Source organism: Bacillus sp. JZ109 (assembly GCF_053903135.1).
Map to the genome: position 1 here is coordinate 3622114 of NZ_CP096388.1, position 26079 is coordinate 3648192.

The following is a 26079-nucleotide window of genomic DNA, read 5'->3' on the forward strand; positions in this document are numbered from 1 at the left end:
ATTTTCCATCCCAAAACGTTAGGCTGTTTACCATATTTATCTTTATAACGCAGGTATACGGTCAGCAAACCTGACATTATTCCTCGTGGAAAATACAAATGTTCTCCCCGGATAGAAATTCCCCCTTGATTTACAGTACTGAAAGAGAGATAATAAAAACTAAATTTGTGTGAAAATTTTAAACATTAGGAGATGTAAACATGAAGGTCGTTAAATTCGGAGGCAGCTCACTTGCTTCAGGCGCCCAGCTTGACAAGGTGTTTCACATCGTTACCTCAGACCCGGCACGGAAAGCTGTAGTCGTCTCAGCTCCGGGAAAACGCTATGCCGAGGATACGAAAGTGACTGATCTCTTAATCGCATGTGCAGAACAATATTTGGCATCAGGCAGCGCACCTGAACTGGCGGAAGCTGTTGTGGAACGGTACGCTCTCATCGCCAATGAGCTTCAGCTGGGGCAAAGCATTATCGAAAAAATCAGAAATGATCTGTTTACGCTTTTAGAAGGAGATAAAAGCAATCCCGAGCAATACCTTGACGCAGTCAAGGCCAGCGGAGAGGATAACAATGCCAAGTTGATCGCCGCTTACTTCCGTTATAAAGGCGTCAAAGCGGAATATGTAAACCCGAAGGATGCTGGCCTCTTTGTGACAAATGAACCCGGCAACGCGCAAGTTCTTCCTGAATCCTATCAAAACCTCTATCGTCTTCGGGAACGTGACGGACTCATCATTTTTCCCGGTTTTTTCGGATTCAGCAAGGATGGCGATGTGATCACATTCTCACGGAGCGGTTCTGATATTACCGGTTCGATTCTTGCCAACGGACTACAAGCCGATTTGTACGAAAACTTTACAGACGTAGACGCTGTGTATTCTGTCAATCCGTCCTTCGTTGAGAATCCAAAGGAAATCAGCGAGCTGACATATAGAGAGATGCGGGAGCTGTCCTACGCGGGTTTTTCAGTGTTTCATGATGAAGCGCTCATTCCGGCATTCAGAGCGGGGATTCCTGTTCAGATCAAAAATACGAACAACCCCTCAGCCGAAGGCACCCGCGTCGTCAGCAAGCGGGATAACACAAACGGGCCTGTCGTCGGCATTGCCAGCGACACCGGTTTTTGCAGCATTTATATCAGCAAGTATCTCATGAACAGAGAAATCGGTTTTGGCCGCAGAGCCCTTCACATCCTGGAGGAGCATGGTTTGACGTATGAGCATGTTCCATCGGGAATCGATGACATGACAATCATTTTACGGCAGGGGCAAATGGATGCAGCCACTGAACGCAGCGTCATCAAACGGATCGAAGAGGATTTGCATGCCGATGAAGTCATCGTCGAGCATCATCTCGCCCTAATTATGGTTGTAGGGGAAGCGATGCGCCACAATGTCGGTACAACGGCAAGAGCCGCCAAAGCATTATCAGAGGCACAGGTGAATATCGAAATGATCAATCAGGGATCTTCTGAAGTGAGCATGATGTTTGGCGTAAAAGAAGCCGAAGAAAGAAAAGCCGTTCAAGCGTTATACCAGGAATTTTTCGCGGGCGTGCTGATCTCTTAATCGTACATAAATAGCGGGCGGCAGCGCCCGCTATTTTTTATATCACCTTCATATAGCCGAATTCTTCATTTTTTCTCTTGTCCACTATTATCCCTGCCAAATGGATCGGTTCAGCATATCTTATAGTATCCTTCATAGGGAGGTGAAACCTTATGTCAGGATACTCTAACGGCGGCGGTTACGGCGGCATCAGTTCTTTCGCTTTAATCGTTGTATTGTTTATTCTTTTAATTATCGTAGGGACTGCGTTTGTTGGCGGCTACTAAGCTGCTGACCGTCTCTGCGGAACCCTGTCCGCCACAGTTTTGCAGTATATGCTGAAGCAATCTCGCAAGGAGGTGCACAAAATGTCAGGTTACGGAACTTCTTTCGCTTTGATTGTTGTGTTATTTATCCTCTTGATCATTGTGGGAACTGCATTTGTAGGAGGCTACTAAATAAACGTAATCTCCATGAAGGCGGCACCGCAAGACTATGTCCTGCGGTGTTTTTTGAAAAGAAAAACCCCTTCTCGCTAATGAGAAGGGGCTTGTTCTTACGTCATTCCTCTTTCTGTCACATGAAAGTCGAGTGCTTCCGCATTAGCAGAAACGCCAGCCGCTGTAAAAATCGCGGCTGCGGCCAAACAAATAACAAACAACTTAGATTTCAATTTCATACAAACCTTCACTCCTTTGTATTTGTTTTCTTGCCTCTTCAACTTGTAGAAAGTAGGAAGCAGACAGTTTAAACCATTTCTGTTCATAGTAATATTTTGCTACTTCTAGGGCTAAATCCTCTATATCAGCGTACATATTTTTATTTTTTAAGTATTGGAAACATCGTTCGATTCCTTCTTCATTGGGCTGATCCTGATATAGGGATTGTAAAAACTCGAATTTTACGGCATAGTCTGCATCGTCTGTTTCTTTAGCATATTCATAGCCCCGCTTGTGATATTCCGAAGCTTTATCATGTTTTCCCTGTTTATAATAAATCAGGGTGATTAAAAAATAGGCTTGCGGGAGAGAATTGACGATCCTGCTGCTTTCAAATGTGGAGACCGCTTTTTCAAAGTAATCAATGGCAGGGTCTAGAAGGTCTTGATTGTAATAGCATAACCCGAGATTGTAGTATGCTCTTCCAACCAGCTGGGCTTTTTGTTCTGCTTGGGCCATGTTGAGCGCCAATTTGAAATGGCGTGCGGCTTGTTCGAAATTTCTTTCATCCATCAGGTTGACCCCGAACACGAAATGGCACTGAATGATTCTCACATTATAGGTTTCCTGCTCCACGTAAATTTCATAGGCGTTTTTTATATTAATCAATGAAAAATACGTTTGCTTCATATAATAATAAGCTTCCGCGATTTTAAAATAAAATTCAGCCCGTTCAATATGGTCTGCGACAAAGGAGAGCTTTTTCTCCGCCTGTTTATAGTATGTAATGGCAGAAATAAATTCCCGCTTATCAAATTCATACATCCCGCGAAAAAAATTCACGTAATAGTCGAGCAGCCCTTTGAGATCTGCCTGGTTGCTGTCAATGTTTCTTGATAATTCAGACAGGCTTGGCTGGTCTTCGATATTTAATTTCTCTAACGGCTCAAGATAATCCAGCATAAGCTGGTGCCGGAATTCCATTAGTGAATAATAAAGCAGCAAGTTGGAATCATGCTGCATGTGTTTCAGTTCCTGCTGGATTTCAGCTTTTAACACTTCGGCATCCGGCACGCTGAATGTCCGGATATATCTGTACCACTCGTTAATTTTTTGACCGACCGCTGAAGAAGGAATTACCCCGCTCTTCATTCCTTCACCCTCTCCCATCAAAAACTGTTTATGTCATATTTTATCATGTTTATAGACCGTCCCAACCCGAAAAACACGCAATCTTTGTTTTCGGGAGCACGCAATAAACCGAAGCGGTGTGCAAAAAAGGCGGATGCATCAGTTGATGCGCCGCCCTGTATGCTATTGCTGTTTTGCCGTTAAAGGAAGGCGGATGATGAACTTTGTGCCTTTCCCTTCTTCACTCTTGATTTCTACTGTGCCCTGGTGCATTTCAACGAGCTGCCTGACGATCGAGAGACCGAGTCCGTATTCACCGTATGCTGTGTTCGTTCTTGAAATATCTGCTTTATAGAATCGCTCCCAAATATGCTCAATATCCTCTTTTGGAATGCCGATACCCGTGTCTTCAATTTCAATAATCGTCTCTTTATAACCTTCCATTCCGCGCAGCCAAATGTCACCGTTTTGCGTAAATTGGATGCTGTTTTTCGTAATGTTGACGAGAATTTGAATGAACCGGTCATAATCGGCATGTACGATGACGTGATCCTCTACTTGGATCATCAGCTTGTTTTGTTTTTCTTCCGCCTGCTGCTGCAAGTGCTCTTTCACGATTTCAAACACCTCGATCAGAGGAACGTCTAGCTTGTTCAAGGTAATTTGCTGGGATCTGATTTTTTCATAATCCAGATTTTCTTTTACGAGCCGCAGCATGCGCTTCGTTTCCTCACTGATCAGCGAGAAGCATTTATCCTTTTTATCCTCAGGAATCGTATGGCTGTTCAACCCTTCAACCAAACCGTTGATCGTCGTCAGCGGTGTTTTTAATTCATGTGACACGTCAGCGATAAACTGCCTTCTCCGCTTCTCAAGGCGCTCGATTTCATCCCTTGACTGCTTTAGTTTTTTCGCCATGATATTAAAGTCAGAGGCCAGAACGCCGATTTCGTCCCCGTAGCTGTTTTCCAAATGGATGTCATAATCGCCGGAAGCCACTTTATCTGTCGCTTCTCTCAGCTTTTGAATCCGCTTGACATGGAATTTGGACAGAAGCCAACTCACGAGAATCGTAATCACAAGCGTGCTGATCACAGCGTAAAACATATAGAGGTTGACCTGATTGACCATCTGTTCAACGCCGCTGATCGGAGAAATCAGCAGAACGGCGCCTTTAAATTCGTTCTGAACAAATATAGGCTGCGCCACAAGTGACACTTCATCATCAAAACGGCCATCTGCCCTGATCATGACAGTCTGCCCTTTTTTAAGCTTATTCCATTCTGATTTCTTCAGCTGTTCCCTTGGTGGGTGATGAAAGCCTTCAGGAAGAAAATAGGGCTGCTGCTCTTCATTAAAGATGATAAACTGCGTCTTTCTTGTGCTTAACATGTCCTGATAAGGATAGAGCCTGCGCATGTCCACCTGGCCGGCTTGGAATTCATTTGCAATCTGCACCGCATATGACGTCAATTCCTCTACTTTGTTCTGATAGGCAAATTCCTTCACAAAGTGGGAAAACAGAGAAATGATAATGACAAACGCTAAAATCAAAATGCTGATATGGCTTAGCAGCAGCTGATATAAATATTTAATCTTCATCAAATTTATACCCTACTCCCCACACAGTATACAGGAAAGGCTTGTCCTCGCTGGCAAGCTTTTTCCGCAGCCGTTTGATATGAACGTCAACCGTTCGCTCATCTCCATAAAATTGATAGCCCCATACCTGCTCAAGCAGCTGTTCTCTGGAGAACACCTGCCGCGGATTTTGGACAAGGTAATAAAGCAGATCGAATTCCTTCGGCGTGAGATTTTCTACAGGCTCTCCGTTTAATAATACTTCTCTCGTCTTCTTATTAATGGTAAAGCATTCTGATTCGATCATATCTTCATCAATAACAGCTTTGCCTGTCGCCTTGTATCTTCTGATGACGGCTTTGATGCGGGCAACCAATGTCAGCGGGCTGAACGGCTTTGTGACATAATCGTCCGCCCCCATCTCAAACCCGATGACCTGATCTGATTCAGTGTCTTTGGCAGTCAGCATGATAATCGGCACCGTGCTTGTCTCTCTTATTTTTCTGCAGATGGTCACGCCGTCCATAGATGGAAGCATGATATCCAAAATGATCAGATCCCAATTTTCTTCCGTAAAACGCTGGTACCCTTCTAACCCGTCATGAACGAATTCCGCTTCAAAACCTTCTTTAAAAAAGAACATCTCCGTCATCGTACATACACTAACATTATCTTCTATCATTAATATTTTCATTATATCCTCCGGTTGTTTTGATGCTTTTTTATATAATAGCACCATTTTAAACAGAAGGTTTTGCGTTTCACAATTGTTAGTTTTTATTTCATCAACTAGAAATAGATTGTTCATATTTTTTTCATACCTTTGGACTACTATTAATTTATCAGCAAGGGGACGCGCCCCAGAGGCGGTCTTATCAATAAAAATACCAATGCGGAGGAACATAAATGAACTTTATCAAACGGGCCTTTTGGAATATGAAGGCTAAAAAGGGAAAAACGTTATTGCAATTATTTGTGTTTACAGTCATATGTGTCTTTGTTCTATCAGGCCTCACCATCCAGTCGGCAGCACAAAAGTCAAGCGAACTGGCCAGACAGGAACTCGGCGGAAGCGTGACACTTCAGGTTGACCGCCAAAAGCAAATGGAAAAGCAGCAGGACAGCGGTGAAAAACGCAGCTTCGAATCAACACCGATCAAAGTGTCTGATGCGAATAAGCTTGCAGCGCTTGATCATGTGAAGAGCTACAATTACACCACATCAGCTTCAGCCAACGCAGGAAACTTTGATGCGATTGAAAGCTCTAGTTCAAGTGATTCCAGCTCCAGCAGTTCAAGCTCAACCGCTAAAAACAGCCAAGGTGGCGGACAAGGCGGACCGCAAATGGTGCAAGCCGATCTTTCGATTGAAGGTGTCATCAGCACAGCATTAGTTGATGACTTCTCTGACGGAGATTCAAAAATCACTGACGGACGCGCGATTACAAAATCAGATGTCGGCAAAAAAGTAACAGTGATCAACGAAACATTAGCGGAAGAAAATGATTTGAGCGTTGGCGATTCGATCACAATTGAATCAGCAACAGATGAAGATACGACAGTAAAGCTGAAGATCGTCGGTATTTATAAAACAACATCTTCAGGTGATGACCAAGCCCAAAATTTCTCTTTCTTAAATCCTTATAACAAGCTTTATACGCCTTACACAGCAACAGCGGCGCTGAAAGGCGACGACTATAAAAATACGATTGACTCAGCTGTTTACTATATGGACGACGCGAAAAATATGGATGCTTTCGTAAAAGCAGCGAAGAAAACATCAATTGACTTCGATACGTACACACTGAATACAAACGATCAGCTTTACCAGCAAATGGTCGGCCCGATTGAAAATGTGGCTTCTTTCTCTAAAAACGTGGTGTATCTTGTATCAGTGGCAGGCGCCGTCATCCTTGGCCTGATTGTCATGATGTCAATCAGGGAGCGCAAATACGAAATGGGCGTGTTAATGGCCATCGGTGAAAAACGATGGAAATTGATTGGACAGTTCTTGACTGAGATTCTGATTGTGGCCGTTATCGCTATCGGCCTTGCATCTGTGACGGGAAATCTCGTCGCGAATCAGCTTGGAAATCAGCTTTTATCCCAGCAGATCAGTTCATCAACCGATTCAACGCAAACCGCAAGCGGACAAATGCCCGGCGGCGGTGGCGGCATGGGCGGCGGAATGTTCGGCCACAGTTCATCAAACGTGGACGTTATCGATTCACTGAACGTCGCGGTTTCTATGAACGACATGCTTATTCTTGGCGGGATCGGCATCCTAATCGCAATCATTGCAACATTGCTGCCGTCAATTTCAGTACTGCGGCTTCATCCGAAAACGATATTGACAAAACAGGAATAGAAAGAGGCGGAACCTATGAGCTTATTAGAATTTCAGCAAGTCGGCTACTGGTATAAAGACAAAAGCCAGCCATTGTTTCAGGATATTAACATCAGCTTTCAAAAAGGCAAATTCTACACAATTGTCGGCACATCAGGGACGGGGAAAACCACTTTCCTGTCTCTGGCAGGCGGGCTTGACGCACCAAAAGAAGGAAACATCCTTTACGACGGAAAAGCGGTTTCTAAAATCGGCTTAACCAATTTCAGAAATCAATATGTATCAATCGTCTTTCAGGCGTACAACCTGCTCCCGTATATGACGGCTTTGCAGAACGTCACAACCGCTATGGAAATCACAGGTTCTAAAGAAAAGAACAAAGAATCATATGCGCTTGACATGCTGCAGAAGGTTGGCATCAACGAAAAACAAGCCCGGCAAAAAGTGCTCACACTGAGCGGCGGACAGCAGCAGCGGGTATCAATTACAAGGGCTTTCTGCTGTGACACGGATCTTATCGTAGCCGATGAACCGACCGGAAACCTTGATGAGGACACATCAAAAGAAATTGTACGGCTCTTTCAGGATCTGGCGCACAAGGAAGATAAATGCGTCATTATGGTGACGCACGATGAACAAATTGCAAAAGTGTCAGACATCAATATCAGACTTTCAAGAGGAAGCTTTACTGTGAAGGAAAACGTCGCAGTCGTATAACAAAACGCGCCTCTGCCAGTGCAGACAGGGGCGCACCCTATATCCCCCTTTTATATAGAAGTGAACATAAAAAGAGCGGCGGCTGCATCCCCCCGCTCTTTTTATCATTTTTTTGCTCCTGTCCCTTTTGACTTCTCTCTTCGTTTCTTTTTCCAAACAGCCACAATAAACAGAAAGAGCGGAAACAATAATTGAAAAGGCAAATGAATATACAGCGGCACCACTTTCAAGCCTTCGTTCAAGTGCTCTGAAAAGTTAGTAGCGATCGTTATAGAAAGGATTAAGATGCCCAATCCCATCGGATAAGCCAATTGAGAGGGGTTCTTTTCCTTAAAGAGCGTAGATGTCCCAACCACAGTGGCATATAAGTAGAGGCTAACCTTAAAGAAGCCGCCGATGATCAGCGCCAGCATAAAAAAGACATCGAGCCGGTCTAAAAATTCTTCGACCTTGATTGTCTGAATCGTACTTAAAAGCGGGAACTGGGATCTGAGTGTAAGATCAACATCAAGCACGCTGATATTAATCGCCACGGTGAGCGCCACAACCAATCCGCTAATAGCTATGGCAATCATCCCCATTTTTTTCACATCTTTTCTGTCATTCAGGTTAGGGAAAATCATCACAAATAAAACGACTTCGCCAAACGGAACGTACATGGTCTGAGTGAAAACTGAGTAAAGGACAGGAGAAATGCCGTCTGCCAAAACCGGTTTTAAGTTATGCGGGTCTATAGAACCTGAGACAACAATCAGCACGAGGCCGATCGCGCCCAGTAAATACATGGCTCCGAAAAGTAGCTCAGCCGCGCGGGCGAGCACTTCGATTCCTTTTCTTACAGCGTATATGCTAACTATCACTAATAAACCATTTACAATAATGATAGGTGTATCATGATAAGCAAATGTCAGCAGCATTTCTCCAAAGTCACGCAGGACCCTTGCGGCAATATAGGCAAAGTACAAGATATAGAGAAATGAAAACAGCCAGCTCAGCTTGGTTCCCAGCATATCATCCATATATTCTTTCGGAGAAGAATTGGGGTAACATTGATAAATTCCTTGATACAAATAGAAAAGAAACAAACCGGCCGCACACCCCAACAGAACTGCGATCCAAGCATCCCTGCCCGCCATTGATCCGGGTGTAATCAATAAGGAGCTGCCCAGCTCAAAAATGATAATCATGACAAACAGCTGCCTTATGCTTATTCTGGCTTTTTCCATCTGTCACTTCCCCTTTCTTCAGACCTAATCATCTTTAAACTGGTGTTTGATCGGATTGTTCCGCAATCCCGTCCTTCTGATATACGTCTCGGCCTTCACATCGATGGGCAGTTCGGGCAAATATTCTTTGTCCCATGTGTTCTTCATTTTCTCCCACTGCTCCGGATACTTTCTATATATCGTGTCACCAAAACCGACAAAATCTATCTTATTCTTCTTGATCATTTTCACAGTATGGCTGATTTCCTTTTCAAGCTCTTTGTTGAGCGCTTTTTCAATAGCGGCCAGCACCTTCGGATTAGACAATTGGAAAGGGTATTTGACAGCATCTATAATTCCTTCAACCGTCACTTTCACATGGATGTGCGGACGTCCGTTCCGCATATCAGGTACCAGCTTTGTATCTTGATGGGTAACCTGCAAGCTGACCGCATCTTTCGTCTTGCCCCAATCAGCATTAATAAACGTATGCTGGACCTTATTCATAAGCCAGACTGCCCCCACGCTTTCATCATCTTCAATCCAATACTTTAAATACCCAGCCTTATCAAAAACCGCCAAGCCGTCTGCCTGAAGAATGGCTTTCGGGTCAGTTGCCTGCGTGTTTTCCATGCTGACTCCTTTTTTATCATCGCCAATCATCAAATAACCCGGAATAATCGGTGCCCTTGTGTCGCTGGCAAGTGTTTTCAAAACGTCCTGAATATTGGTTTTGACCACCCGACCGTATTGCGCCTCCGTGAAATCGAGGGTTTTATTGACTTTGTTTGACGGAATTTTATCAATAGGCGTCAGGATTTTCACGATGTTTTCTGCTTTTGTTTTATGGGCAACGACGAAGGTCGCCGTTGTCCTGAATTCCGTGTCCCGGTCAAGATTGTCTAATACAAAATCCAGCCCTTCCTCTTTCGCCAGCTTTTCGCTGATTACGACTAGGTTGGTATGGGCAAAATAAAGCCGCCGAGATACCTTCATGGAGGCTTTTCTGAGTGCTTCCGTCAAATTGTCGCCTTCAATTGAATAGACAGATACAGGCGGCCTGTCCCCAGCACCGCCTCCCTGAAGCCCGCCGGCGACATTTCCGGGATTGATAATTTGAAGATGCAGCACGTAGTTGCCTTCGTTTGTCCGATCGATGCCAATCGCCGAGATAATCGCAAGATCTGTCAGTTCACGCTTATCCCAGCAGCCGGGCAGCACAATGACGCTCAAAAGCATGAGAACGGCTAATAGACATTTACGTACCATTCTGATCCCCTTCTTCCAAGTCTTTGTTCACCATTCCTCGTGAAGCTGCCGGCTCTGGGCGTTGATCCTTCCCCTGCCGCACCTTATCTTCCTTACTGATCGATTCCGGCCTTTTTTCATCAGCCCACCACGGAATCCGGAAAAGCGCGTCCTTTACACCTTGTGAAGAAAAGGGTGCAAGCGGCGACATATATGGAACGCCGAATGAACGAAGACTGCATAAGTGGACAAACATCATAATGATCCCTAAAATCAGCCCGTAAAAACCCATAACAGCTGAGGCAATAATAAAAATAAACCGAATAAGCCGGGCTGAAATCGCCATTGCAAACGCCGGTGTTGCGAAGCTCGCAATCGCGGTGAGTGCCACGATAATCACCATTGCCGGAGAGACGATACCAGCCTGTACGGCAGCCTGGCCGATTACGAGCGCGCCTACGATTGACACTGCCGAGCCGACAACCCGGGGCAGCCTGACTCCCGCTTCCCTCAGAATCTCAAAAGCAACCTCCATCGTCAGCGCCTCCACAACAGCCGGAAACGGGACAATTTCCCGCTGGGCCGCAATGACCACTAACAGCTGAGTCGGTATCATTTCTTGATGAAACGTCGTGGCTGCCACGTATACAGCCGGTGCCACAAGCGAAATGAAAAAGACTAAAACACGAAGAATTCTTATGCTTGTCGCAATGTCAAAACGCGAATAATAATCCTCAACAGACTGAAAAAACTGGACAAATAAGGCCGGGGCAATAAGCACAAACGGTGTTCCGTCCACAATAATCGCGAATCTTCCTTCTAACAGATTACCCGCTACAACATCAGGGCGTTCTGTATGATACATAGTCGGAAACGTCGTAAAGGTTTCATCTTCAATCAGCTGCTCAATATATCCAGATTCCAAAATACTGTCAATATCTATTTTTTCCAGGCGCTGCTTCACTTCCTTCAGCACCTTTTCATCACATATTCCTTGAATGTACATGAGAGCGATATCCGTATTCGTAACAGAACCTTTTTTCATTTTTTCAACCCATAAATTCGGATTTTTAATGTATCGCCGGATCATGGAAATATTGGTTTGCAGAGACTCTGTAAACCCTTGGCGCGGGCCGCGGAATGACACCTGGGTGCTCGGCTCTTGGATGGAGCGCTGCTCTCCCCCTTGAGTGCTGCAAATCAAAGCTTCATCATAGCCATCAGCAAAAATGAGCGCATTGCCAAGCATTAACTCGGAAAAAAGCTTGTCCCAGCTCTTTTCCGCTTTCACCCCGCCGAGCGGGAGCGTTTTTTCAAGAATTTGCTGGATCGCATGAGTATTCTGGATAGACTCATCCTGTACCAATGGGTCAATTAACGACTCATGGATCGTGTTATTATCGACCAGCCCAGCAATATAGATAACAGCTAGGTGGACATGATCCTGCTCCCCGATTTTAATCTCGCGAATGATGACGTCAGAGCTGCTTCCGACTTCCTTTTTCGTTTCCGCTATATTCTTTGCCAAACTTGGAGAAATGAGAACCGGCCTTTCTTTTTCTTGCTTCTGTTCCTGATTCTTTTCTTCTGTATTGCGCTTGTCTTTCGAACTTGTATTGTTCTTTCGCTTAGAAAATAAAGGCATACACAAATACCTTTCCTTGTCGTTTTCTCATATTCTTCCTTTTAAAACTGAGATTATGCATTAGGTTTAGATGCGGTATAACTTCTCCGCCAACGATAGACACTAAAAGCGGAGGATGATGAAGCATGAAGATATTGGGCGTGACAGGAGTTATATTAATTTGTTTATTAGCTATTTCTGTATTGATGGACATGCTTCAAGGGTTCAGTTTAACAAAAGCCATTTATAACAATATGTCCAGCTTTAAGATGACAACATTTGCGGAATGGGTCGTGCTTTTATTTTTTGTGTTAGTACTTGTGAGAGAAATGTACGTGATCTATAAATCGAAAAAAAAGAACCCCTAGAGGGGGCGCTTTTTTCAGACCATAATATTGCCGTCTATTGCATCACTGCTGTGTTTGTTGATAGTCCCTTTAAAAATGCGGTTGCCGATGATTTTGGAATTGGTTGACGTGTTTGTTTGAATAGCTGTCGCAGTGCCCGCGGAGAGGTTATTGATGGTGTTTCCTGAGATGATAGAGCCTGCAGAGCCATTGAGATAAATCACAATCGGATTCCCGGCTGTTCTGTTGACTGAAATGGTATTATCAAAAATCTCATGCACACCGGCGCTGATATAGATGGTGACCAAAAGCGGAGATCTCTCTAAGTGGTTGCCGATAATTGAGGTTTTTGCACTTGTGGAGCAGTAAATGGGGTAATTTTTAAACTCTTTAAATGTATTGTTTTTGATGATAGCGCCGGCATTGTTTGTAACGGAAACAGAATATGATTCCGGCACTGCTTCAAACGCGCCAGGATTCAGTGTATTCCCTTCAATCACCGCGTTCCCTTGAGCAATCCAAATGCCTCGGCTGAATTTTCTCAGGAGATTATCTTTAATGATCATGTTTCCGCCCGAAACGCTCACACCGTCAACGACTTGAATGAGACAGTTATTCAGAAAAGCGGTGTCATCTGAAAGCACTGCGCGAAGACCGATGCTGCGCCTTGTTTCAGACAGTCCGTTTTGAATTTGGTTTCCGTCTACCTTTACGTCGGAGGACTGATAAACCAATATCCCTGTATTTTCAAAGTTGCTGATTTTGTTGTTCGTCACAAGAACGCTCTTTCCCCTGACATCAATTCCTGTTGAAAATCCGGTAATGAGGTTGCCAGCGATCACTGCATCACTGGTCTCTTTTCCTTGTGATACACCGAGTCCGGTTATCCCGACTCTTGGCGCAGCCGCCGCGTCTTCAGGGCGCCTCAGTATATTTCCCTTGATCACTGTTTGCGTCCCATATCCGTAGCTGATTGTATTGTCTGAGTGATTTCCTTCTATTAAAATGCCATACCCGTTAAAATTGGTCACAGAACTTGAAACGTTTCCAACAAAGTGGTTATTGCGAATTGATACATTAATCGGTTCCTCATAATCAACATCACCTTCGCCATATCCTTCAATGTCAATTCCGAATTTCGGCGCTGTTCCATTCCCCGTTCCGGCATCTTCAATCAAGCATTCCTCCACCGTGACCATGTCACATCCGGTAATGGAAATGTTATTTCTCCTCGACCGCCGAACCTCACAGCGGCGGATGATAATTTGCTCTGACGTTCGATAATCTTGATTGGTCTTTAATCCCCTTGGGCTGACTATGATCCCATCGCCGGTAAAATCGGAAATTTTCACATCATCAATGACAACATTCGAGCATCCTTCAATACATATGCCAAAGCCCCATTCATGGGTTGACCTTATCCCTGCCGAGGCATACGTATGCTCATCCCGTTCGCCGATAATTTGTCCCCCGGAAATGGTTATATTCTCTTGCTTGCCTACATAAAATGCGGAATAACCCCACGAACTATTCGGTATCACTTTCATGATACATTCGGGGTCCATCATAATCTCAAGGTTGCCGGGAACAATGATCCCCGCGTTTCGAAACTTCTGATTAAGATCTCCGCCAAGCGTTGCGTCTATTAAATATGTTCCCTTTGGAAACCAGACAGTATGATAGCCTTTCGAAACAGCTGTACTGAGGCACTGATTAATCCGTTCTGTCGAATCCGTTTTACCATCTCCAGGAACACCGAAATCCGCTGCATTTAATATGAATTCAGCCAATTGCGAGCCTCCTTCTCTATGATTACTATCATGTTACTCACAAAGGCCCGATCTGCTTGTACATTTCTCTAAAATTTTATTAAAAAAATATAAAGGAATAGTTGTGTAAGAAAATCTCACGATAAAGAGTATAAAAATTAGGAGAAAATCACTATTTTTAGGTATTTATAATTTTTCCATTATGGAACTATTTGAAATGAGTATAAATTATATTGACACAAGTATTATATAAGAATATGATTTTTATAATACACTTTTTTTAGAAAGGGTTTGGCTGACATGGCTTCGATTGATAACGAAAGTATCATTAAAAGCGTCCCGCAAAAAGGGTTCTTTGGTCACCCGCGAGGACTATTTACACTATTTTTCACCGAATTTTGGGAGCGTTTCTCTTACTATGGAATGAGAGCAATCTTACTTTACTATTTGTATACAGAGACGGTAAACGGAGGGCTCGGCTTTGACAAGGGCACTGCGGTTGCCATTATGTCGATTTACGGATCACTCGTATACATGTCCACCATTATTGGCGGATGGCTCGCTGACCGGGTATTCGGTACCGCAAACACCGTGTTTTACGGCGGCATATTCATTATGTTCGGCCACATTGCACTCGCCTATCCGGGCAGCGCGATTGCATTCTATATCAGCATGGTGCTTATTATTGTCGGAACAGGCTTATTAAAACCAAACGTTTCAAGCGTGGTTGGGGATCTTTACACGAAAGAAGACCCGCGCCGCGACTCAGGTTTCAGTATTTTCTACATGGGGATTAACCTCGGTGGTTTACTTGCGCCGTTAATTGTCGGAACACTCGGACAGAAGTACAACTATCATCTCGGCTTCGGAGCTGCCGCGGTCGGAATGCTTCTCGGACTTATCGTTTTTGCTTTGACAAGAAAGAAAAACCTCGGGCTTGCAGGTTCCAATGTGCCGAATCCGCTGTCTAAAAAATCTGCGATTGGCACCGGAATCGGTGTTATCATCGTGGCGATCGCAGTGATGATCTCTGTACAAACAGGCGTGCTGACGATCAATCGTTTTATCGACCTTGTAAGTATTCTCGGTATTTTGATTCCTGTCATTTATTTCATCATCATGTTTACAAGCAAAAAAGCGGACAGCACAGAAAAATCCCGTCTTGCCGCTTACATTCCTTTGTTTATCGGTGCTGTCATGTTCTGGGCCATTCAGGAACAGGGAGCGACCATTCTTGCGGTATACGCTGATGAACGAATAAGACTTTCATTGGGCGGATTCGAACTTCAGTCATCATGGTTCCAATCATTAAATCCATTGTTTGTCGTCATTTTTGCACCAATATTCGCATGGCTCTGGATGAAGCTTGGCAAACGCCAGCCGTCTACACCAGTTAAATTCTCAATCGGAATTATTTTGGCCGGATTGTCATTTATCATTATGGTATTCCCTGCTATGCAAGGAAAAGAAGCACTCGTAAGCCCGCTTTGGCTCGTTCTCAGCTTCCTGCTTGTCGTGCTTGGAGAGCTGTGCCTGTCTCCAGTCGGTTTATCCGTGACAACGAAACTGGCACCAGCTGCCTTCTCTGCACAGACAATGAGTATGTGGTTTCTGACGAACGCAGCAGCCCAAGCGATCAATGCCCAAGTAGCCGGATTGTTTGATAAAATTCCTGAAACAATGTACTTCGGCACCATCGGTTTGATTTCTATCGTTCTTGGCGGCATTCTCCTGCTGCTCTCGCCGATGATCAAACGCGCGATGAAAGGGGTCTTATAATCAGAAACAGCCCGCAGATGTTGATCTGCGGGCTGTTTTTTATTGATCAAGCCATTTCCTGAAGCTTTGATCAAAGGCTTCCGGTTCTTCCAGCATCAGCTGATGGCCGCTCCTTTCAAAAATAACCTTATCCACATGGGGATATAAACAGTCAACTGCATCCCATAGCGCAACGGGCGCAACCAAATAATCATATCTCCCTAATCCGATATACACCGGCATACGAACATCAGCTAACCGCTGAATAAGATCAATCTGGGCAAATGTATTGCCCCATAATTCATCAATGATCGGCATATTCGTGAATACACCATCCCATAAGGCAGCTGCATGCGGCCGCTCTTGATAAAAGCTTTTCGCTTCAGCGCGAATACACATGTGCACAAAGCGCCTTTCAGGATCTTTGTCGATGTCCTGCGGCAAATTCGCGATGTCTTTTTCAAAGCGTTTCTTTCTCTCAAGGCTGGCTGTTTCCATGAAAAATGATTCGCTTTTTCGCTGTCTTTCTTCACTGTTATCAGGCGCAGTATTGAAGAGCGCCACCTTCCGAACTTGTTTGGGATATGTCCTGGCATACTCTAAAGCCATAAAAGCGTGCCCGGAATGTCCCAGGATAGTAACATCCTCAAGCTGAAGAAATGTTCTCATCCTTTCGATATCAGCCAAGACGGCATCAAGCCTCGAATCCTCCGCACGAAGCTCCCGCTTAGGCTTAGCAAATCCCCTATGGTCGATAAAGACCCATTGATATTTCTGTTTGATATCTGAGGAAAAAAGGCGCGGATAGTAAACCGCACTCCCGATCACAAGGATGGGTGCGCCCTCGCCCTCAATTCGATAAGCTAAATCAAAGCCGTCCGAGTGACAGATCCCCGCACGTTCCATTTCTCACGCCCCCTTTGTTTTCATTATATAAAAAAAGCCTGACGCATGGCGTCAGGCTATCGATATTACCGCTTTAAATCTTCCAGGGTCTTTTCCCATCTGCTCAGCACCTCTTCAGCGCTGTGAAGCTGTATACGGACACCTGAAGTCAAATCAGCGTATTTCGCAACGTCCTCCTTCACTGAAACGATGCGGCAGGAAAAACGGTCTCTATCATATTCAGCATCTTTCAAAGGCGGTAAAGGCGCGCATTCAAGCTTTACATAATAGGCCGCTCCCTTCCACCACGCCGTGAACTGTGCTTTTCCTGTACGAAGGATGTTGGCCGAAGTCATTGTGTTTTTCCACAGAGCGATTCGGATATCAGTTCGGCTCAGCGCGATGATTTCACCTGCACTGATCATAGCGGCATGCGGCCAGCCATCCTCTGATACTGTTTGCAGAACGAAGGCCTCATGTTGCTTCTCATTCAGGCAGCTCCCGTCAAGCAGCTCAAAGAGACGGTCTGACATACAGTTCACGCGGATCAAGCCTTTCGTTCCGGCACCGCCGGAACTTCAATTGCTGTTTCTATTTCCTTTGGATCAATTTTAAACGCTGGATTGTATTTTTCGGGATTTGTAATGCTTTCCGGTTCACAGGATCTCCATGTAAAAAAGCATGTTTGGCACTGATAAACTTCCCATGCGCCTTCTACAGGCGATTTGCTCATGACTTCTCCCTTTTTTGAGTCGCATCGAGGACATGTATGCATTTCGAACATCCTTTCCTTATTTATTCATTAAGTCCATTAGTTTTTGTTCCCATTCCTTCGTTGTTAGCGGAGAATCAAGCGGCTGTGAATAATGGCCTCTTGTTTCCGGCGCAACCGGTGTAGTGGCGTCAAGAATCATTTTGTGAGTGATTCCTGATGGATTGGATCCCGGATCAAGCGGCAGGACAGATAAGTCCGGAATGATGACCGCATCGTGTTTCGGATGCATTTTGGTCGAAAGCGCCCACATGACCTGCGGAAGGTTGAATGGATCGACATCCTCATCAACGACAATGACCATTTTGCAATAGCCAAGTCCGTGCGGCGTTGTGAGTGCGCGCATGCCAACCGCTTTCGCAAATCCGCCATAACGGGTTTTTGTGGAAACAATCGCGATTAAACCGTGTGTGTACATGGCGTTTACTGCCACAATTTCGTTCGGATACGCTTCTTTTAACTGCTGATAAAGCGGCACGCATGTGTTAATGCCGATCATGTAATCGCATTCTGTCCAAGGCATGCCTAAGTATAAATGTTCAAAGATCGGATTGTTTCTGTGATAGACGCGTTTAATTTTGATAATCGGCATGCTGCGTCCGCCGGAATAATGTCCTGTGAATTCACCGAACGGCCCTTCATATTCGCGCTCTCCGGCAATAATCTCACCTTCAAGCACCACTTCAGCGCCCCACGGAACATCAAGATCAGACAGCTTTGATTTGACGATGCGATATGGTTCGCCTTGAATCGCACCTGCCATTTCGTATTCTGATTGATCATAGAGAAGCGGAGTCGATGCCGCCGTTGTAATGACCGGCTCACAGCCGAGCGCAATAGTGACCGGAAGATTGATGCCGCGTTCTTCAGCTTGGCGCAGATGGATTGCAATATCGTGCTGCGGGACAGGCTGAATGCCGAGGCGGTCTTTTCCTTTGACTTGCATTCTGTAAATGCCGACATTTTGTTTGCCGAAGTTGTCAGGGTCCTCAAGATCACGGGAAATAACACACGCTTTGTCTAGATAGTAGCCTCCGTCTCCTTGGTTTATTCTGAAAAGAGGCAGTATATCGAACAAATTGATATCTTCTGTGATTTCATTTTCATGAAATGGCGCTGTTTCCTCACGTTTGACCGGCATCGGAAATTGGTCATAACGCTTTGCGAATTCAAAAAACTGTTCTTTTACCGGTGTGTCTTTCGGCATGCCCAGCATCATTGCATGGTTTGGCCAAGAGCCGATGACATTCATCGCAATTCGTGCGTTATGATAGCCGTAAATGTTGTTAAATAAGAGCGCGGGGCTTTTATCGCCAAGATTGCTGGCTGCCCGTGCGGCGGCCCCTAAATCCGGTTCCGGCTTTACCTCTTCATTCACTGTAAGCAGCTGTCCTTCTTTTTCAAGGGCAGCGAGAAATTCTCTGAAATCTTGATAAGCCATGATCAAGCTCCTCCTTTTTGTTTTTCAATCCCATTCCAGCGCTTCGCTTCAGGAAGCCGAATGCCGAATTGGTCCAACGTTCTGAACACAATATGGTCAACCATTTCCTCTAAGCTGCTCGGCTGATTATAAAATGCCGGCATCGGAGGAAGAATGATGGTGCCCATTTTCGTAAGCGCTAGCATATTTTCGAGATGAATCTGGTTCAAAGGCGTCTCTCTCGTTAAGAGGACGAGTTTTTTTCTCTCCTTGAGCATGACATCCGCCGCACGTGTCAGCAGATTATCCGCCATTCCGGTGCGAATGCTTGCGAGAGATTTCATGCTGCACGGCGCAACGATCATTCCATCGGTATCAAACGACCCGCTTGAAATGGCTGCCGCCTGATCCTTATGTGAGTAAGTGTATGTGGCCAGTTGTTCTACTTCTTGTAAGGTATAGCCTGTTTCGTGTTTGATCGTGACGTTTGCCCAAGGAGACACAACGAGATGGGTTTCCACTCCGGCGGCCTTCAGCCACTGCAGCAGCCTGACCCCGAAAATGGCCCCTGTTGCCCCTGTCATTCCGACAACGAGTTTCACTTTGCCCCCTCCTTTACGCTTGAATTCTGCTTTCATTTCAATCATACTCCTGATATATCCATATGAAAAATATCTATTAAATCTATATTTAATACCTAAAAGGTATGATAAGGAGGCGCTTTCTTTTGGACATTCGCCAGCTTCGATACTTCATTACCATTGCCCAAGAACAGAAAATCACGTCCGCAGCCAAAAAGCTTCACATGGCGCAGCCGCCTTTAAGCAGGCAGCTCAAACAGCTGGAGGACGAACTTGGTGTTGTTCTGTTTGACCGGAACAAGAAAAAACAAATGACTCTTACATATGAAGGAGCTGTTTTTCTAAAAAGAGCAAAAGAGATTCTGCATAGGTTTGAAGATGCAGTCATTGAGGTACAGGAGCTGAAGGAGGAAGTAGCCGGCACACTTGCCGTGGGATCAACGATTTATTGCGCGGCTTTGATGCTTGAAAAAGTAACACAGATCAAAGAGAGATACCCCCATCTCACCTTTAATATTTGGGAAAATGAACCCGCGACACTGTTGGAACTGCTGGAAAGCCGGCAAATCGATGCGGCGGTCACGACAACACTGATCAAAAGTGACACGGTACAATTCAAACAGCTTGATGACATTCCATGTGTGCTCGTGCTTTCAGATGAAGCCGGATATCCGTGCGGAGACACCATTAAGATGGAGGACATTCCTTCATTTCCGCTGATCCTGCTGCGGCCTGTCAACGGAAAAGGCGTCTATAATCAGGTCATGAATGAATTTCATCGTTTGAATCTGGAGCCGCGCATTGTTTGTGAATGCCACGACTCTGCAACTTTGCTCAGCCTCGTGTCATCCGGATTCGGTGCGTCTATTTTGCCCGTCACAATGATTCCCGTTCATATGAGAAATCACGTTCACACCGTCCATATCGAAAATAATCCCTTCATTATGACACCGGCTGTCATGTGGAGAACGGACAGTTATTTGCCTAAACCGGCACAGCAATTTTTGGATTTATTTTAAAAGAATTTGCCTTATGAAAACCAATTACTTGACTCATACTAAAAAAAAGTTATCCTTTAGATTTGTAAGCTATTTTTTTATTTCAATAAAATCAACCAGAAAAGTGGGGAATAAGATGAAAAAAGCATTATTGGCTTTATTCATGGTCGTAAGTATTGCAGCTCTTGCAGCTTGCGGAGCAGGAAATGACAATCAGTCAAAAGATAATGCCAAAGATGGCGATCTTTGGGCTTCAATTAAGAAAAAAGGTGTGCTCACAGTCGGAACGGAAGGAACATATGAGCCGTTCACTTACCACGACAAAGACACTGATAAACTGACTGGCTATGATGTCGAAGTTATCACAGAAGTCGCAAAACGCCTCGGGCTTAAAGTCGACTTTAAGGAAACACAGTGGGACAGTATGTTTGCCGGCCTGAATTCCAAACGGTTTGACGTTGTTGCCAACCAAGTCGGAAAAACAGATCGTGAAGACAAATATGATTTCTCAGATAAATACACAACATCAAGAGCTGTTGTCGTAACGAAAAAAGACAACAACGATATTAAGTCTGAAAAAGACGTAAAAGGAAAAACGTCAGCTCAATCACTGACAAGCAACTACAACAAATTAGCTACAAATGCCGGCGCTAAAGTAGAAGGCGTTGAAGGTATGGCGCAGGCCCTTCAAATGATCCAGCAAGGCCGTGTCGATATGACATACAACGATAAGCTTGCCGTATTGAACTACTTAAAAACATCTGGCAATAAAAACGTGAAAATCGCGTTTGAAACAGGTGATCCTCAGTCAACATATTTCACGTTCCGTAAAGGAAGCGGCGAGGTTGTTGATCAAGTCAACAAAGCATTAAAAGAAATGAAAGAGGACGGGACTCTTTCTAAAATATCTAAAAAATGGTTCGGCGAAGATGTTTCTAAATAATCTGCCGGCATTGACGCTTGGCACGGCGATCCCGTGGGATCTGGTGCAGCAGTCATTCTGGCCGATACTTTCAGGGGGAATCTACTATACGATTCCCCTTACGATTCTTTCCTTTATATTCGGAATGATCCTGGCGCTGATTACGGCGCTTGCCAGAATGTCGAAAGTGAGACCTTTGAGATGGGTGTTCAGCGTATACGTATCCGCAATACGCGGCACTCCTCTTCTCGTTCAATTGTTCATCATTTTCTATCTGTTCCCGGCCTTTAACGTCACATTAGATCCATTTCCAAGCGCAGTTATCGCCTTTTCTTTAAACGTCGGCGCCTATGCATCTGAAATCATTCGGGCATCTATTTTATCCGTGCCGAAAGGGCAATGGGAAGCCGGCTACACAATTGGCATGACACATCAAAAAACGCTGTTCCGCGTCATTTTGCCGCAGGCGTTTCGTGTGTCGATCCCGCCATTATCCAATACCTTTATCAGCCTGATTAAAGATACATCCCTCGCCTCTCAAATTCTGGTCGCTGAGCTGTTCAGAAAAGCCCAGGAAATCGGCGCGCGGAATCTTGATCAAATTTTAGTGATCTATATTGAAGCAGCCTTTATTTATTGGATTATCTGCTTCCTGCTCTCACTCGTCCAGCATGTCATCGAACGGCGTCTTGACCGCTACGTGGCCAAATAAGGAGGTTCCGAGTATGCTTACCGTTAAAGGATTAAACAAATCATTCGGTGAAAATGAAATTTTAAAAAAGATAGATATGAAGATTGAAAAAGGAAAAGTCATCGCCATACTTGGGCCTTCAGGTTCAGGGAAAACGACGCTGCTTCGCTGCCTGAACGCTCTGGAGATCCCGAATCGCGGAGAGCTTGCATTTGATGATTTCTCCATCGATTTCTCTAAAAAGGTGAAACAGGCGGATATCCTAAAGCTTCGCCGAAAATCCGGAATGGTGTTTCAGGCGTATCACCTGTTCCCGCACCGCACAGCCCTCGAAAACGTGATGGAGGGCCCTATTCAGGTGCAAAAACGGAACAAAGAGGAAGTCAGAAAAGAAGCGATTCAGCTTCTTGATAAAGTCGGATTGAAGGACAAAATGGATTTATATCCGTTCCAGCTTTCCGGCGGCCAGCAGCAGCGCGTCGGCATCGCCCGCGCACTGGCGATTCAGCCTGAGCTCATGCTGTTTGACGAACCGACCTCAGCGCTTGATCCCGAGCTTGTCGGAGAGGTGCTGAAGGTTATCAAGGACTTGGCCAATGAAGGCTGGACCATGGTCGTCGTGACCCACGAAATCAAGTTCGCGCAGGAAGTTGCGGATGAAGTCATCTTCATCGACGGCGGCGTTATCGTGGAGCAAGGACCGCCGGAGCAAATTTTCTCTGCACCAAAAGAAGAACGGACACAGCGGTTCTTGAACCGGATTTTGAACCCGCTGTAATAAGAAAAACAGGGCGCCAGCGCCCTGTTTCAGATTATTGACAAAATCCTAAAACGATTTTCGTTTTAGGATTTTGTGATTTTCAGCGTGATTGAAAACCTTTGAAGTCTAGGAAGGGCGAGCATTGGAGCACAGCGAATGTTAAATTCGTGAGCACCGAAGCACAGGCCTGACAACGAATGCAAGGGTTTGCCAACACGCTGAAACAGGGCGCCTGCGGCGGCCCTGTTTTTTTGTTGAGCCCCTTTCGCCTATTCCGCCCTTCTGTCAGATGTGCTACAATGACAATCGACTGATTTTTACGAAAGAAGGGACCTCACGTGAAGCAAGAACTTGTTCTGCGCTGGACATTTTATTTTGCCGGTTTGATCATTTTGGCTTTTGGTGTATCCCTGACGATAGAAGGAAAAGCACTCGGCATTAGTCCGTGGGATGCATTTCATTACAGCCTGTTTCAGCACTTCGGGCTTACCGTCGGCCAGTGGTCCATCATTATTGGAGCGCTCATCGTCGGATTCACGTCATTGTTTACGAGAGCTTGGCCGAAAATTGGTGCCCTCCTGAATATGGTGCTCATTGGTGTATTTATAGATTTTTTCAATTTCATTCTGCCTGCCCCCTCGACCTACACAGGCTCGATCATCGTCTTCTCTCTAGGCGTGGTGCTGATCGGTTACGGCGTCGGTGTTTATGTATCAGCAGGCCTTGGCGCGGGGCCGCGTGATTCACTGATGATGCTGATTACAGAAAAAACCGGCTGGAATGTGCAATGGGTGCGGAACGGCATGGAAATAACCATTTTGTTTGCGGCATGGGGCATGGGCGGGCCGATCGGTTTTGGCACCATTTTGACCGCCATCCTCACCGGACTTATTTTGCGCTTTTCATTGCCCCAGTCAATCCAGTTGCTGAATTATGCTGTGGCAAGGCGGACCGCCGCTGTGAAAGCATCTCCGCCTGTACACTAAAACAAAGCCGCCTTGGCTTTGTTTTTTTATTTTCTCCTCTATATGAGTCTTGTGGAAGTATGATAGGATGGTTTTGACAATCTTTTGCAGACGGAGGATCTAGAATGAAGATTTACGGAATTTATATGGACCGCCCGCTTTCACAGGAAGAAAATGAACGGTTCATGTCTTTCATATCACCTGAAAAACGGGAGAAATGCCGGAGATTTTATCATAAAGAAGATGCTCACCGCACCCTGCTGGGAGATGTGCTCGTTCGCTCAGTCATAAGCAGGCAGTATCAGTTGGACAAATCCGATATCCGCTTTAGCACACAGGAATACGGGAAGCCGTGCATCCCTGATCTTCCCGACGCTCATTTCAACATTTCTCACTCCGGCCGCTGGGTCATTGGTGCGTTTGATTCACAGCCGATCGGCATAGATATCGAAAAAACGAAACCGATCAGCCTTGAGATCGCCAAGCGCTTCTTTTCAAAAACAGAGTACAGCGACCTTTTAGCAAAAGACAAGGACGAGCAGACAGACTATTTTTATCATCTATGGTCAATGAAAGAAAGTTTTATCAAACAGGAAGGCAAAGGCTTATCGCTTCCGCTTGATTCCTTTTCAGTGCGCCTGCATCAGGACGGACAAGTATCCATTGAGCTTCCGGACAGCCATTCCCCATGCTATATCAAAACGTATGAGGTCGATCCCGGCTACAAAATGGCTGTATGCGCCGCACACCCTGATTTCCCTGAGGATATCACAATGGTCTCGTACGAAGAGCTTTTATAAATGGCTCATCAACAGCTTGACACCGCGCTCAATATCTTCCGTTTTCACATTGGAAATATTGATTTTTAATAGATTTTCTTTCGGATAATCTGATAAATAATGACGGTCTATCGCCTCAAGGAGAACCCCTTGTTTTTTCAGTCTATGAATCACTCTTGAGGCGGGCAGATCCTGAGGAAGCACCAGATGGGTGTGCATACAGGGTGCCTGCCCGCTGGAGAACGTAAAGCGTCCGCTTCCCAGCTGCCTGTGAGTTCGAATGGCTTGATGTAGCCTCAGCGACCGCTCTTTATAAGAATCTCTGATTTTCTCCTTATGCCTGCCATACATACCGCTTTTCAGGTAAATCTCCAATGCCGCTTGAGAAATCATCGAACAGTCGATGTCGTTCAGTTTTTTGTACGCATAGAACGTGTCAGTCAGCGCTTCGGGCAAAACAGCCGCCCCCACGCGGAGGCCGGGGAACATCATTTTCGAGAAGCTTTTCAAATAGATGACATGTGAGGACAGATCATATGCGTACAGCGGATCTGCCTTTTTATTTTCCTCCAGATCACCGAGGTAATCATCCTCAACGAGATAGACATCATACGCTTCTGCCAGTCTCACAAGCTCCTGTTTATCACGCTCTGACAATGAGCAGCCAAGCGGGTTATGGAAGCGCGGCATCGTATAAAAAAATTTAATCGATTCTGTTTGAAATAACCGCTCAACCTCGGCTATATCAAGCCCTTCTTCCGTTCGTTTCACCCCGATGGCGGGAATCCCGACCGTCTCAAGCTGTTCGACCATCAAATGGTAGCCCGGCTGTTCAATGGCGATCTTCTCTTTCCCATTTGGGAACGGCATGGCACAAAGCAAGGATAACGCCTGCTGGACACCTGATGTAATAAAAATATGCCGTTCATCCGCAAATACCTGTTGAGTGGCCAAGAGCTTTCGGAGTACGCGGATGAGTGATGGAAGCCCCTTTGGCGTCCCATAAATAAACAAATCGTTTTTGTATGTATCAATCGCTTTGTTGATACAGTGCTGAAAATCAAGATACGGAAACACATCTGGATCCGGCGCAGATGTGGCAAAGTCGATGGGGCCAGGTTGCCCGCTTTTTGATTTCCCTGTCTTTTTCACAATATAATAGCCGCTTTTCGGAACAGAATAGATAAGGTGGCGCTTTTCCAGCTCCTGCAGCGCGCGGATCACTGTGCTTTTGCTGACTTGGTAGCGGGCGGACAGCTGACGGATAGATGGAAGCCTGTCTCCTTCTTGATAGGCGGTGCTTTGCATCATCTCCTCTATCCTCGTTACTAGACTCATATATTTCTCCATGCCTTCTCCCCCTGTTTTGTACCGGTA

27 protein-coding genes are annotated in these 26079 nt (G+C 45.3%); 13 read left to right on the forward strand and 14 right to left on the reverse strand.

Annotated elements, in window-relative coordinates; genetic code table 11:
* The first annotated feature begins 200 nt into the window (after positions 1 to 200).
* The 3 genes from M1D94_RS19125 (at position 201) to M1D94_RS19135 (ending at position 2002) form a co-directional block, all read left to right on the forward strand.
* On the forward strand, positions 201 to 1565 hold the full coding sequence (locus M1D94_RS19125; protein WP_015715246.1) for an aspartate kinase: 1365 nt from the start codon (positions 201 to 203) through the stop codon (positions 1563 to 1565).
* A gap of 152 nt (positions 1566 to 1717) precedes the next feature.
* Positions 1718 to 1831, forward strand: a complete 114-nt coding sequence (locus M1D94_RS19130) for a YjcZ family sporulation protein (RefSeq protein WP_014478831.1) — start codon at positions 1718 to 1720, stop codon at positions 1829 to 1831.
* 81 nt (positions 1832 to 1912) lie between these two features.
* Positions 1913 to 2002 carry a YjcZ family sporulation protein gene (locus M1D94_RS19135; protein ID WP_015482794.1) on the forward strand — a complete coding sequence of 30 codons (90 nt, stop codon included), beginning with the start codon at positions 1913 to 1915 and terminating at the stop codon, positions 2000 to 2002.
* 98 nt (positions 2003 to 2100) lie between these two features.
* Here M1D94_RS19135 and phrC read toward each other — a convergent pair whose 3' ends face one another.
* The 4 genes from phrC to yclJ form a co-directional block, all read right to left on the reverse strand.
* Complete coding sequence (gene phrC / locus M1D94_RS19140) at positions 2101 to 2223, reverse strand: phosphatase RapC inhibitor PhrC (RefSeq protein WP_003224994.1); 123 nt, start codon at positions 2221 to 2223, stop codon at positions 2101 to 2103.
* Positions 2207 to 3355 (reverse strand): response regulator aspartate phosphatase RapC, encoded by a 1149-nt coding sequence (gene rapC / locus M1D94_RS19145; protein WP_014475800.1) that lies wholly within the window; start codon positions 3353 to 3355, stop codon positions 2207 to 2209. Before rapC ends, phrC begins: the two co-directional genes overlap by 17 nt.
* 162 nt (positions 3356 to 3517) lie before the next feature.
* Positions 3518 to 4939, reverse strand: a complete 1422-nt coding sequence (gene yclK, locus M1D94_RS19150; protein WP_072173981.1) for a two-component system sensor histidine kinase YclK — start codon at positions 4937 to 4939, stop codon at positions 3518 to 3520.
* The gene (yclJ, locus tag M1D94_RS19155) at positions 4926 to 5609 is read right to left on the reverse strand and encodes a two-component system response regulator YclJ (protein WP_015482792.1); all 684 of its coding nucleotides are present in this window, start codon (positions 5607 to 5609) and stop codon (positions 4926 to 4928) included. Before yclJ ends, yclK begins: the two co-directional genes overlap by 14 nt.
* Before the next feature lie 212 nt (positions 5610 to 5821).
* On the opposite strand from yclJ, the gene M1D94_RS19160 reads away from it, so the two are divergent.
* Together M1D94_RS19160 and M1D94_RS19165 are read left to right on the forward strand one after the other, a co-directional pair.
* Positions 5822 to 7282: an ABC transporter permease gene (locus tag M1D94_RS19160; RefSeq protein WP_041850694.1), complete on the forward strand. Its 1461-nt coding sequence runs from the start codon at positions 5822 to 5824 to the stop codon at positions 7280 to 7282.
* A gap of 15 nt (positions 7283 to 7297) precedes the next feature.
* The gene (locus tag M1D94_RS19165) at positions 7298 to 7978 is read left to right on the forward strand and encodes an ABC transporter ATP-binding protein (RefSeq protein WP_014662766.1); all 681 of its coding nucleotides are present in this window, start codon (positions 7298 to 7300) and stop codon (positions 7976 to 7978) included.
* A gap of 104 nt (positions 7979 to 8082) precedes the next feature.
* On the opposite strand, the gene gerKB is transcribed toward M1D94_RS19165, so the two are convergent.
* The 3 genes from gerKB to gerKA are packed head-to-tail and all read right to left on the reverse strand — an operon-like array spanning position 8083 to position 12076.
* Positions 8083 to 9204: a spore germination protein GerKB gene (gene gerKB / locus M1D94_RS19170; protein ID WP_038828428.1), complete on the reverse strand. Its 1122-nt coding sequence runs from the start codon at positions 9202 to 9204 to the stop codon at positions 8083 to 8085.
* A 24-nt stretch (positions 9205 to 9228) separates the two neighbouring features.
* The gene (gerKC, locus tag M1D94_RS19175; RefSeq protein ID WP_021481760.1) at positions 9229 to 10452 is read right to left on the reverse strand and encodes a spore germination protein GerKC; all 1224 of its coding nucleotides are present in this window, start codon (positions 10450 to 10452) and stop codon (positions 9229 to 9231) included.
* Entirely contained in the window at positions 10442 to 12076 is a 1635-nt protein-coding gene (gene gerKA / locus M1D94_RS19180; protein ID WP_038828426.1) for a spore germination protein GerKA, read from the reverse strand. Before gerKA ends, gerKC begins: the two co-directional genes overlap by 11 nt.
* A 125-nt stretch (positions 12077 to 12201) precedes the next feature.
* Between gerKA and M1D94_RS19185 the strand changes: the two genes are divergently transcribed.
* A complete protein-coding gene (locus tag M1D94_RS19185) occupies positions 12202 to 12423 on the forward strand; it encodes a hypothetical protein (RefSeq protein WP_014475793.1) in 222 nt (73 codons plus the stop codon).
* 14 nt (positions 12424 to 12437) lie between these two features.
* Here M1D94_RS19185 and M1D94_RS19190 read toward each other — a convergent pair whose 3' ends face one another.
* On the reverse strand, positions 12438 to 14192 hold the full coding sequence (locus M1D94_RS19190) for a right-handed parallel beta-helix repeat-containing protein (RefSeq protein ID WP_038828425.1): 1755 nt from the start codon (positions 14190 to 14192) through the stop codon (positions 12438 to 12440).
* 279 nt (positions 14193 to 14471) lie between these two features.
* Here M1D94_RS19190 and M1D94_RS19195 point away from each other — a divergent pair, with 279 nt between their 5' ends.
* Positions 14472 to 15950, forward strand: coding sequence for a peptide MFS transporter (locus tag M1D94_RS19195; protein ID WP_032722910.1), 1479 nt, complete (start codon positions 14472 to 14474; stop codon positions 15948 to 15950).
* 39 nt (positions 15951 to 15989) lie between these two features.
* Here the strand turns inward: M1D94_RS19195 and M1D94_RS19200 are convergent, their stop codons facing one another.
* The 5 genes from M1D94_RS19200 to M1D94_RS19220 all read right to left on the reverse strand — a co-directional run bounded on the left by M1D94_RS19200 (position 15990) and on the right by M1D94_RS19220 (position 19644).
* Positions 15990 to 16835, reverse strand: coding sequence for an alpha/beta fold hydrolase (locus M1D94_RS19200; RefSeq protein ID WP_456270311.1), 846 nt, complete (start codon positions 16833 to 16835; stop codon positions 15990 to 15992).
* A 65-nt stretch (positions 16836 to 16900) separates the two neighbouring features.
* Positions 16901 to 17365, reverse strand: a complete 465-nt coding sequence (locus M1D94_RS19205; RefSeq protein ID WP_128737504.1) for a pyridoxamine 5'-phosphate oxidase family protein — start codon at positions 17363 to 17365, stop codon at positions 16901 to 16903.
* The gene (gene bsdD, locus M1D94_RS19210) at positions 17362 to 17589 is read right to left on the reverse strand and encodes a phenolic acid decarboxylase subunit BsdD (protein ID WP_049141356.1); all 228 of its coding nucleotides are present in this window, start codon (positions 17587 to 17589) and stop codon (positions 17362 to 17364) included. Before bsdD ends, M1D94_RS19205 begins: the two co-directional genes overlap by 4 nt.
* A 16-nt stretch (positions 17590 to 17605) precedes the next feature.
* Complete coding sequence (gene bsdC, locus M1D94_RS19215; protein ID WP_003234529.1) at positions 17606 to 19027, reverse strand: phenolic acid decarboxylase BsdC; 1422 nt, start codon at positions 19025 to 19027, stop codon at positions 17606 to 17608.
* A 2-nt stretch (positions 19028 to 19029) separates the two neighbouring features.
* On the reverse strand, positions 19030 to 19644 hold the full coding sequence (locus M1D94_RS19220; RefSeq protein ID WP_014478815.1) for a non-oxidative hydroxyarylic acid decarboxylases subunit B: 615 nt from the start codon (positions 19642 to 19644) through the stop codon (positions 19030 to 19032).
* Positions 19645 to 19733: 89 nt separating this feature from the next.
* On the opposite strand from M1D94_RS19220, the gene bsdA reads away from it, so the two are divergent.
* The 6 genes from bsdA to M1D94_RS19250 all read left to right on the forward strand — a co-directional run bounded on the left by bsdA (position 19734) and on the right by M1D94_RS19250 (position 24723).
* Positions 19734 to 20606 carry a transcriptional regulator BsdA gene (gene bsdA, locus M1D94_RS19225; RefSeq protein WP_003234533.1) on the forward strand — a complete coding sequence of 291 codons (873 nt, stop codon included), beginning with the start codon at positions 19734 to 19736 and terminating at the stop codon, positions 20604 to 20606.
* 115 nt (positions 20607 to 20721) lie between these two features.
* Entirely contained in the window at positions 20722 to 21528 is an 807-nt protein-coding gene (gene tcyA / locus M1D94_RS19230; protein ID WP_032726543.1) for a cystine ABC transporter substrate-binding lipoprotein TcyA, read from the forward strand.
* Entirely contained in the window at positions 21515 to 22219 is a 705-nt protein-coding gene (gene tcyB / locus M1D94_RS19235; protein ID WP_003234541.1) for a cystine ABC transporter permease TcyB, read from the forward strand. The genes tcyA and tcyB overlap by 14 nt, the downstream gene beginning before the upstream one ends.
* Before the next feature lie 13 nt (positions 22220 to 22232).
* Entirely contained in the window at positions 22233 to 22976 is a 744-nt protein-coding gene (tcyC, locus tag M1D94_RS19240; protein ID WP_003234543.1) for a cystine ABC transporter ATP-binding protein TcyC, read from the forward strand.
* A 320-nt stretch (positions 22977 to 23296) separates the two neighbouring features.
* Complete coding sequence (locus tag M1D94_RS19245) at positions 23297 to 23944, forward strand: YczE/YyaS/YitT family protein (RefSeq protein WP_014475783.1); 648 nt, start codon at positions 23297 to 23299, stop codon at positions 23942 to 23944.
* Positions 23945 to 24048: 104 nt separating this feature from the next.
* A complete protein-coding gene (locus tag M1D94_RS19250; protein ID WP_032726545.1) occupies positions 24049 to 24723 on the forward strand; it encodes a 4'-phosphopantetheinyl transferase in 675 nt (224 codons plus the stop codon).
* Here the strand turns inward: M1D94_RS19250 and M1D94_RS19255 are convergent.
* Positions 24718 to 26052, reverse strand: a complete 1335-nt coding sequence (locus tag M1D94_RS19255) for an aminotransferase-like domain-containing protein (protein ID WP_161621343.1) — start codon at positions 26050 to 26052, stop codon at positions 24718 to 24720. The genes M1D94_RS19250 and M1D94_RS19255 overlap by 6 nt on opposite strands.
* Positions 26053 to 26079: the final 27 nt, after the last annotated feature.

Excerpts from the sequence above, each read along its gene's own strand:
- M1D94_RS19125 (WP_015715246.1), top strand. The coding sequence starts at position 201 with ATGAAGGTCGTTAAATTCGGAGGCAGCTCACTTGCTTCAGGCGCCCAG.
- M1D94_RS19130 (WP_014478831.1), top strand. The coding sequence starts at position 1,718 with ATGTCAGGATACTCTAACGGCGGCGGTTACGGCGGCATCAGTTCTTTC.
- M1D94_RS19135 (WP_015482794.1), top strand. The coding sequence starts at position 1,913 with ATGTCAGGTTACGGAACTTCTTTCGCTTTGATTGTTGTGTTATTTATC.
- phrC (WP_003224994.1), bottom strand. The coding sequence starts at position 2,223 with ATGAAATTGAAATCTAAGTTGTTTGTTATTTGTTTGGCCGCAGCCGCG.
- rapC (WP_014475800.1), bottom strand. The coding sequence starts at position 3,355 with ATGAAGAGCGGGGTAATTCCTTCTTCAGCGGTCGGTCAAAAAATTAAC.
- yclJ (WP_015482792.1), bottom strand. The coding sequence starts at position 5,609 with ATGAAAATATTAATGATAGAAGATAATGTTAGTGTATGTACGATGACG.
- M1D94_RS19160 (WP_041850694.1), top strand. The coding sequence starts at position 5,822 with ATGAACTTTATCAAACGGGCCTTTTGGAATATGAAGGCTAAAAAGGGA.
- M1D94_RS19165 (WP_014662766.1), top strand. The coding sequence starts at position 7,298 with ATGAGCTTATTAGAATTTCAGCAAGTCGGCTACTGGTATAAAGACAAA.
- gerKB (WP_038828428.1), bottom strand. The coding sequence starts at position 9,204 with ATGGAAAAAGCCAGAATAAGCATAAGGCAGCTGTTTGTCATGATTATC.
- gerKC (WP_021481760.1), bottom strand. The coding sequence starts at position 10,452 with ATGGTACGTAAATGTCTATTAGCCGTTCTCATGCTTTTGAGCGTCATT.
- gerKA (WP_038828426.1), bottom strand. The coding sequence starts at position 12,076 with ATGCCTTTATTTTCTAAGCGAAAGAACAATACAAGTTCGAAAGACAAG.
- M1D94_RS19185 (WP_014475793.1), top strand. The coding sequence starts at position 12,202 with ATGAAGATATTGGGCGTGACAGGAGTTATATTAATTTGTTTATTAGCT.
- M1D94_RS19195 (WP_032722910.1), top strand. The coding sequence starts at position 14,472 with ATGGCTTCGATTGATAACGAAAGTATCATTAAAAGCGTCCCGCAAAAA.
- M1D94_RS19200 (WP_456270311.1), bottom strand. The coding sequence starts at position 16,835 with ATGGAACGTGCGGGGATCTGTCACTCGGACGGCTTTGATTTAGCTTAT.
- bsdD (WP_049141356.1), bottom strand. The coding sequence starts at position 17,589 with ATGCATACATGTCCTCGATGCGACTCAAAAAAGGGAGAAGTCATGAGC.
- bsdC (WP_003234529.1), bottom strand. The coding sequence starts at position 19,027 with ATGGCTTATCAAGATTTCAGAGAATTTCTCGCTGCCCTTGAAAAAGAA.
- M1D94_RS19220 (WP_014478815.1), bottom strand. The coding sequence starts at position 19,644 with ATGAAAGCAGAATTCAAGCGTAAAGGAGGGGGCAAAGTGAAACTCGTT.
- tcyA (WP_032726543.1), top strand. The coding sequence starts at position 20,722 with ATGAAAAAAGCATTATTGGCTTTATTCATGGTCGTAAGTATTGCAGCT.
- tcyB (WP_003234541.1), top strand. The coding sequence starts at position 21,515 with ATGTTTCTAAATAATCTGCCGGCATTGACGCTTGGCACGGCGATCCCG.
- tcyC (WP_003234543.1), top strand. The coding sequence starts at position 22,233 with ATGCTTACCGTTAAAGGATTAAACAAATCATTCGGTGAAAATGAAATT.
- M1D94_RS19250 (WP_032726545.1), top strand. The coding sequence starts at position 24,049 with ATGAAGATTTACGGAATTTATATGGACCGCCCGCTTTCACAGGAAGAA.
- M1D94_RS19255 (WP_161621343.1), bottom strand. The coding sequence starts at position 26,052 with ATGGAGAAATATATGAGTCTAGTAACGAGGATAGAGGAGATGATGCAA.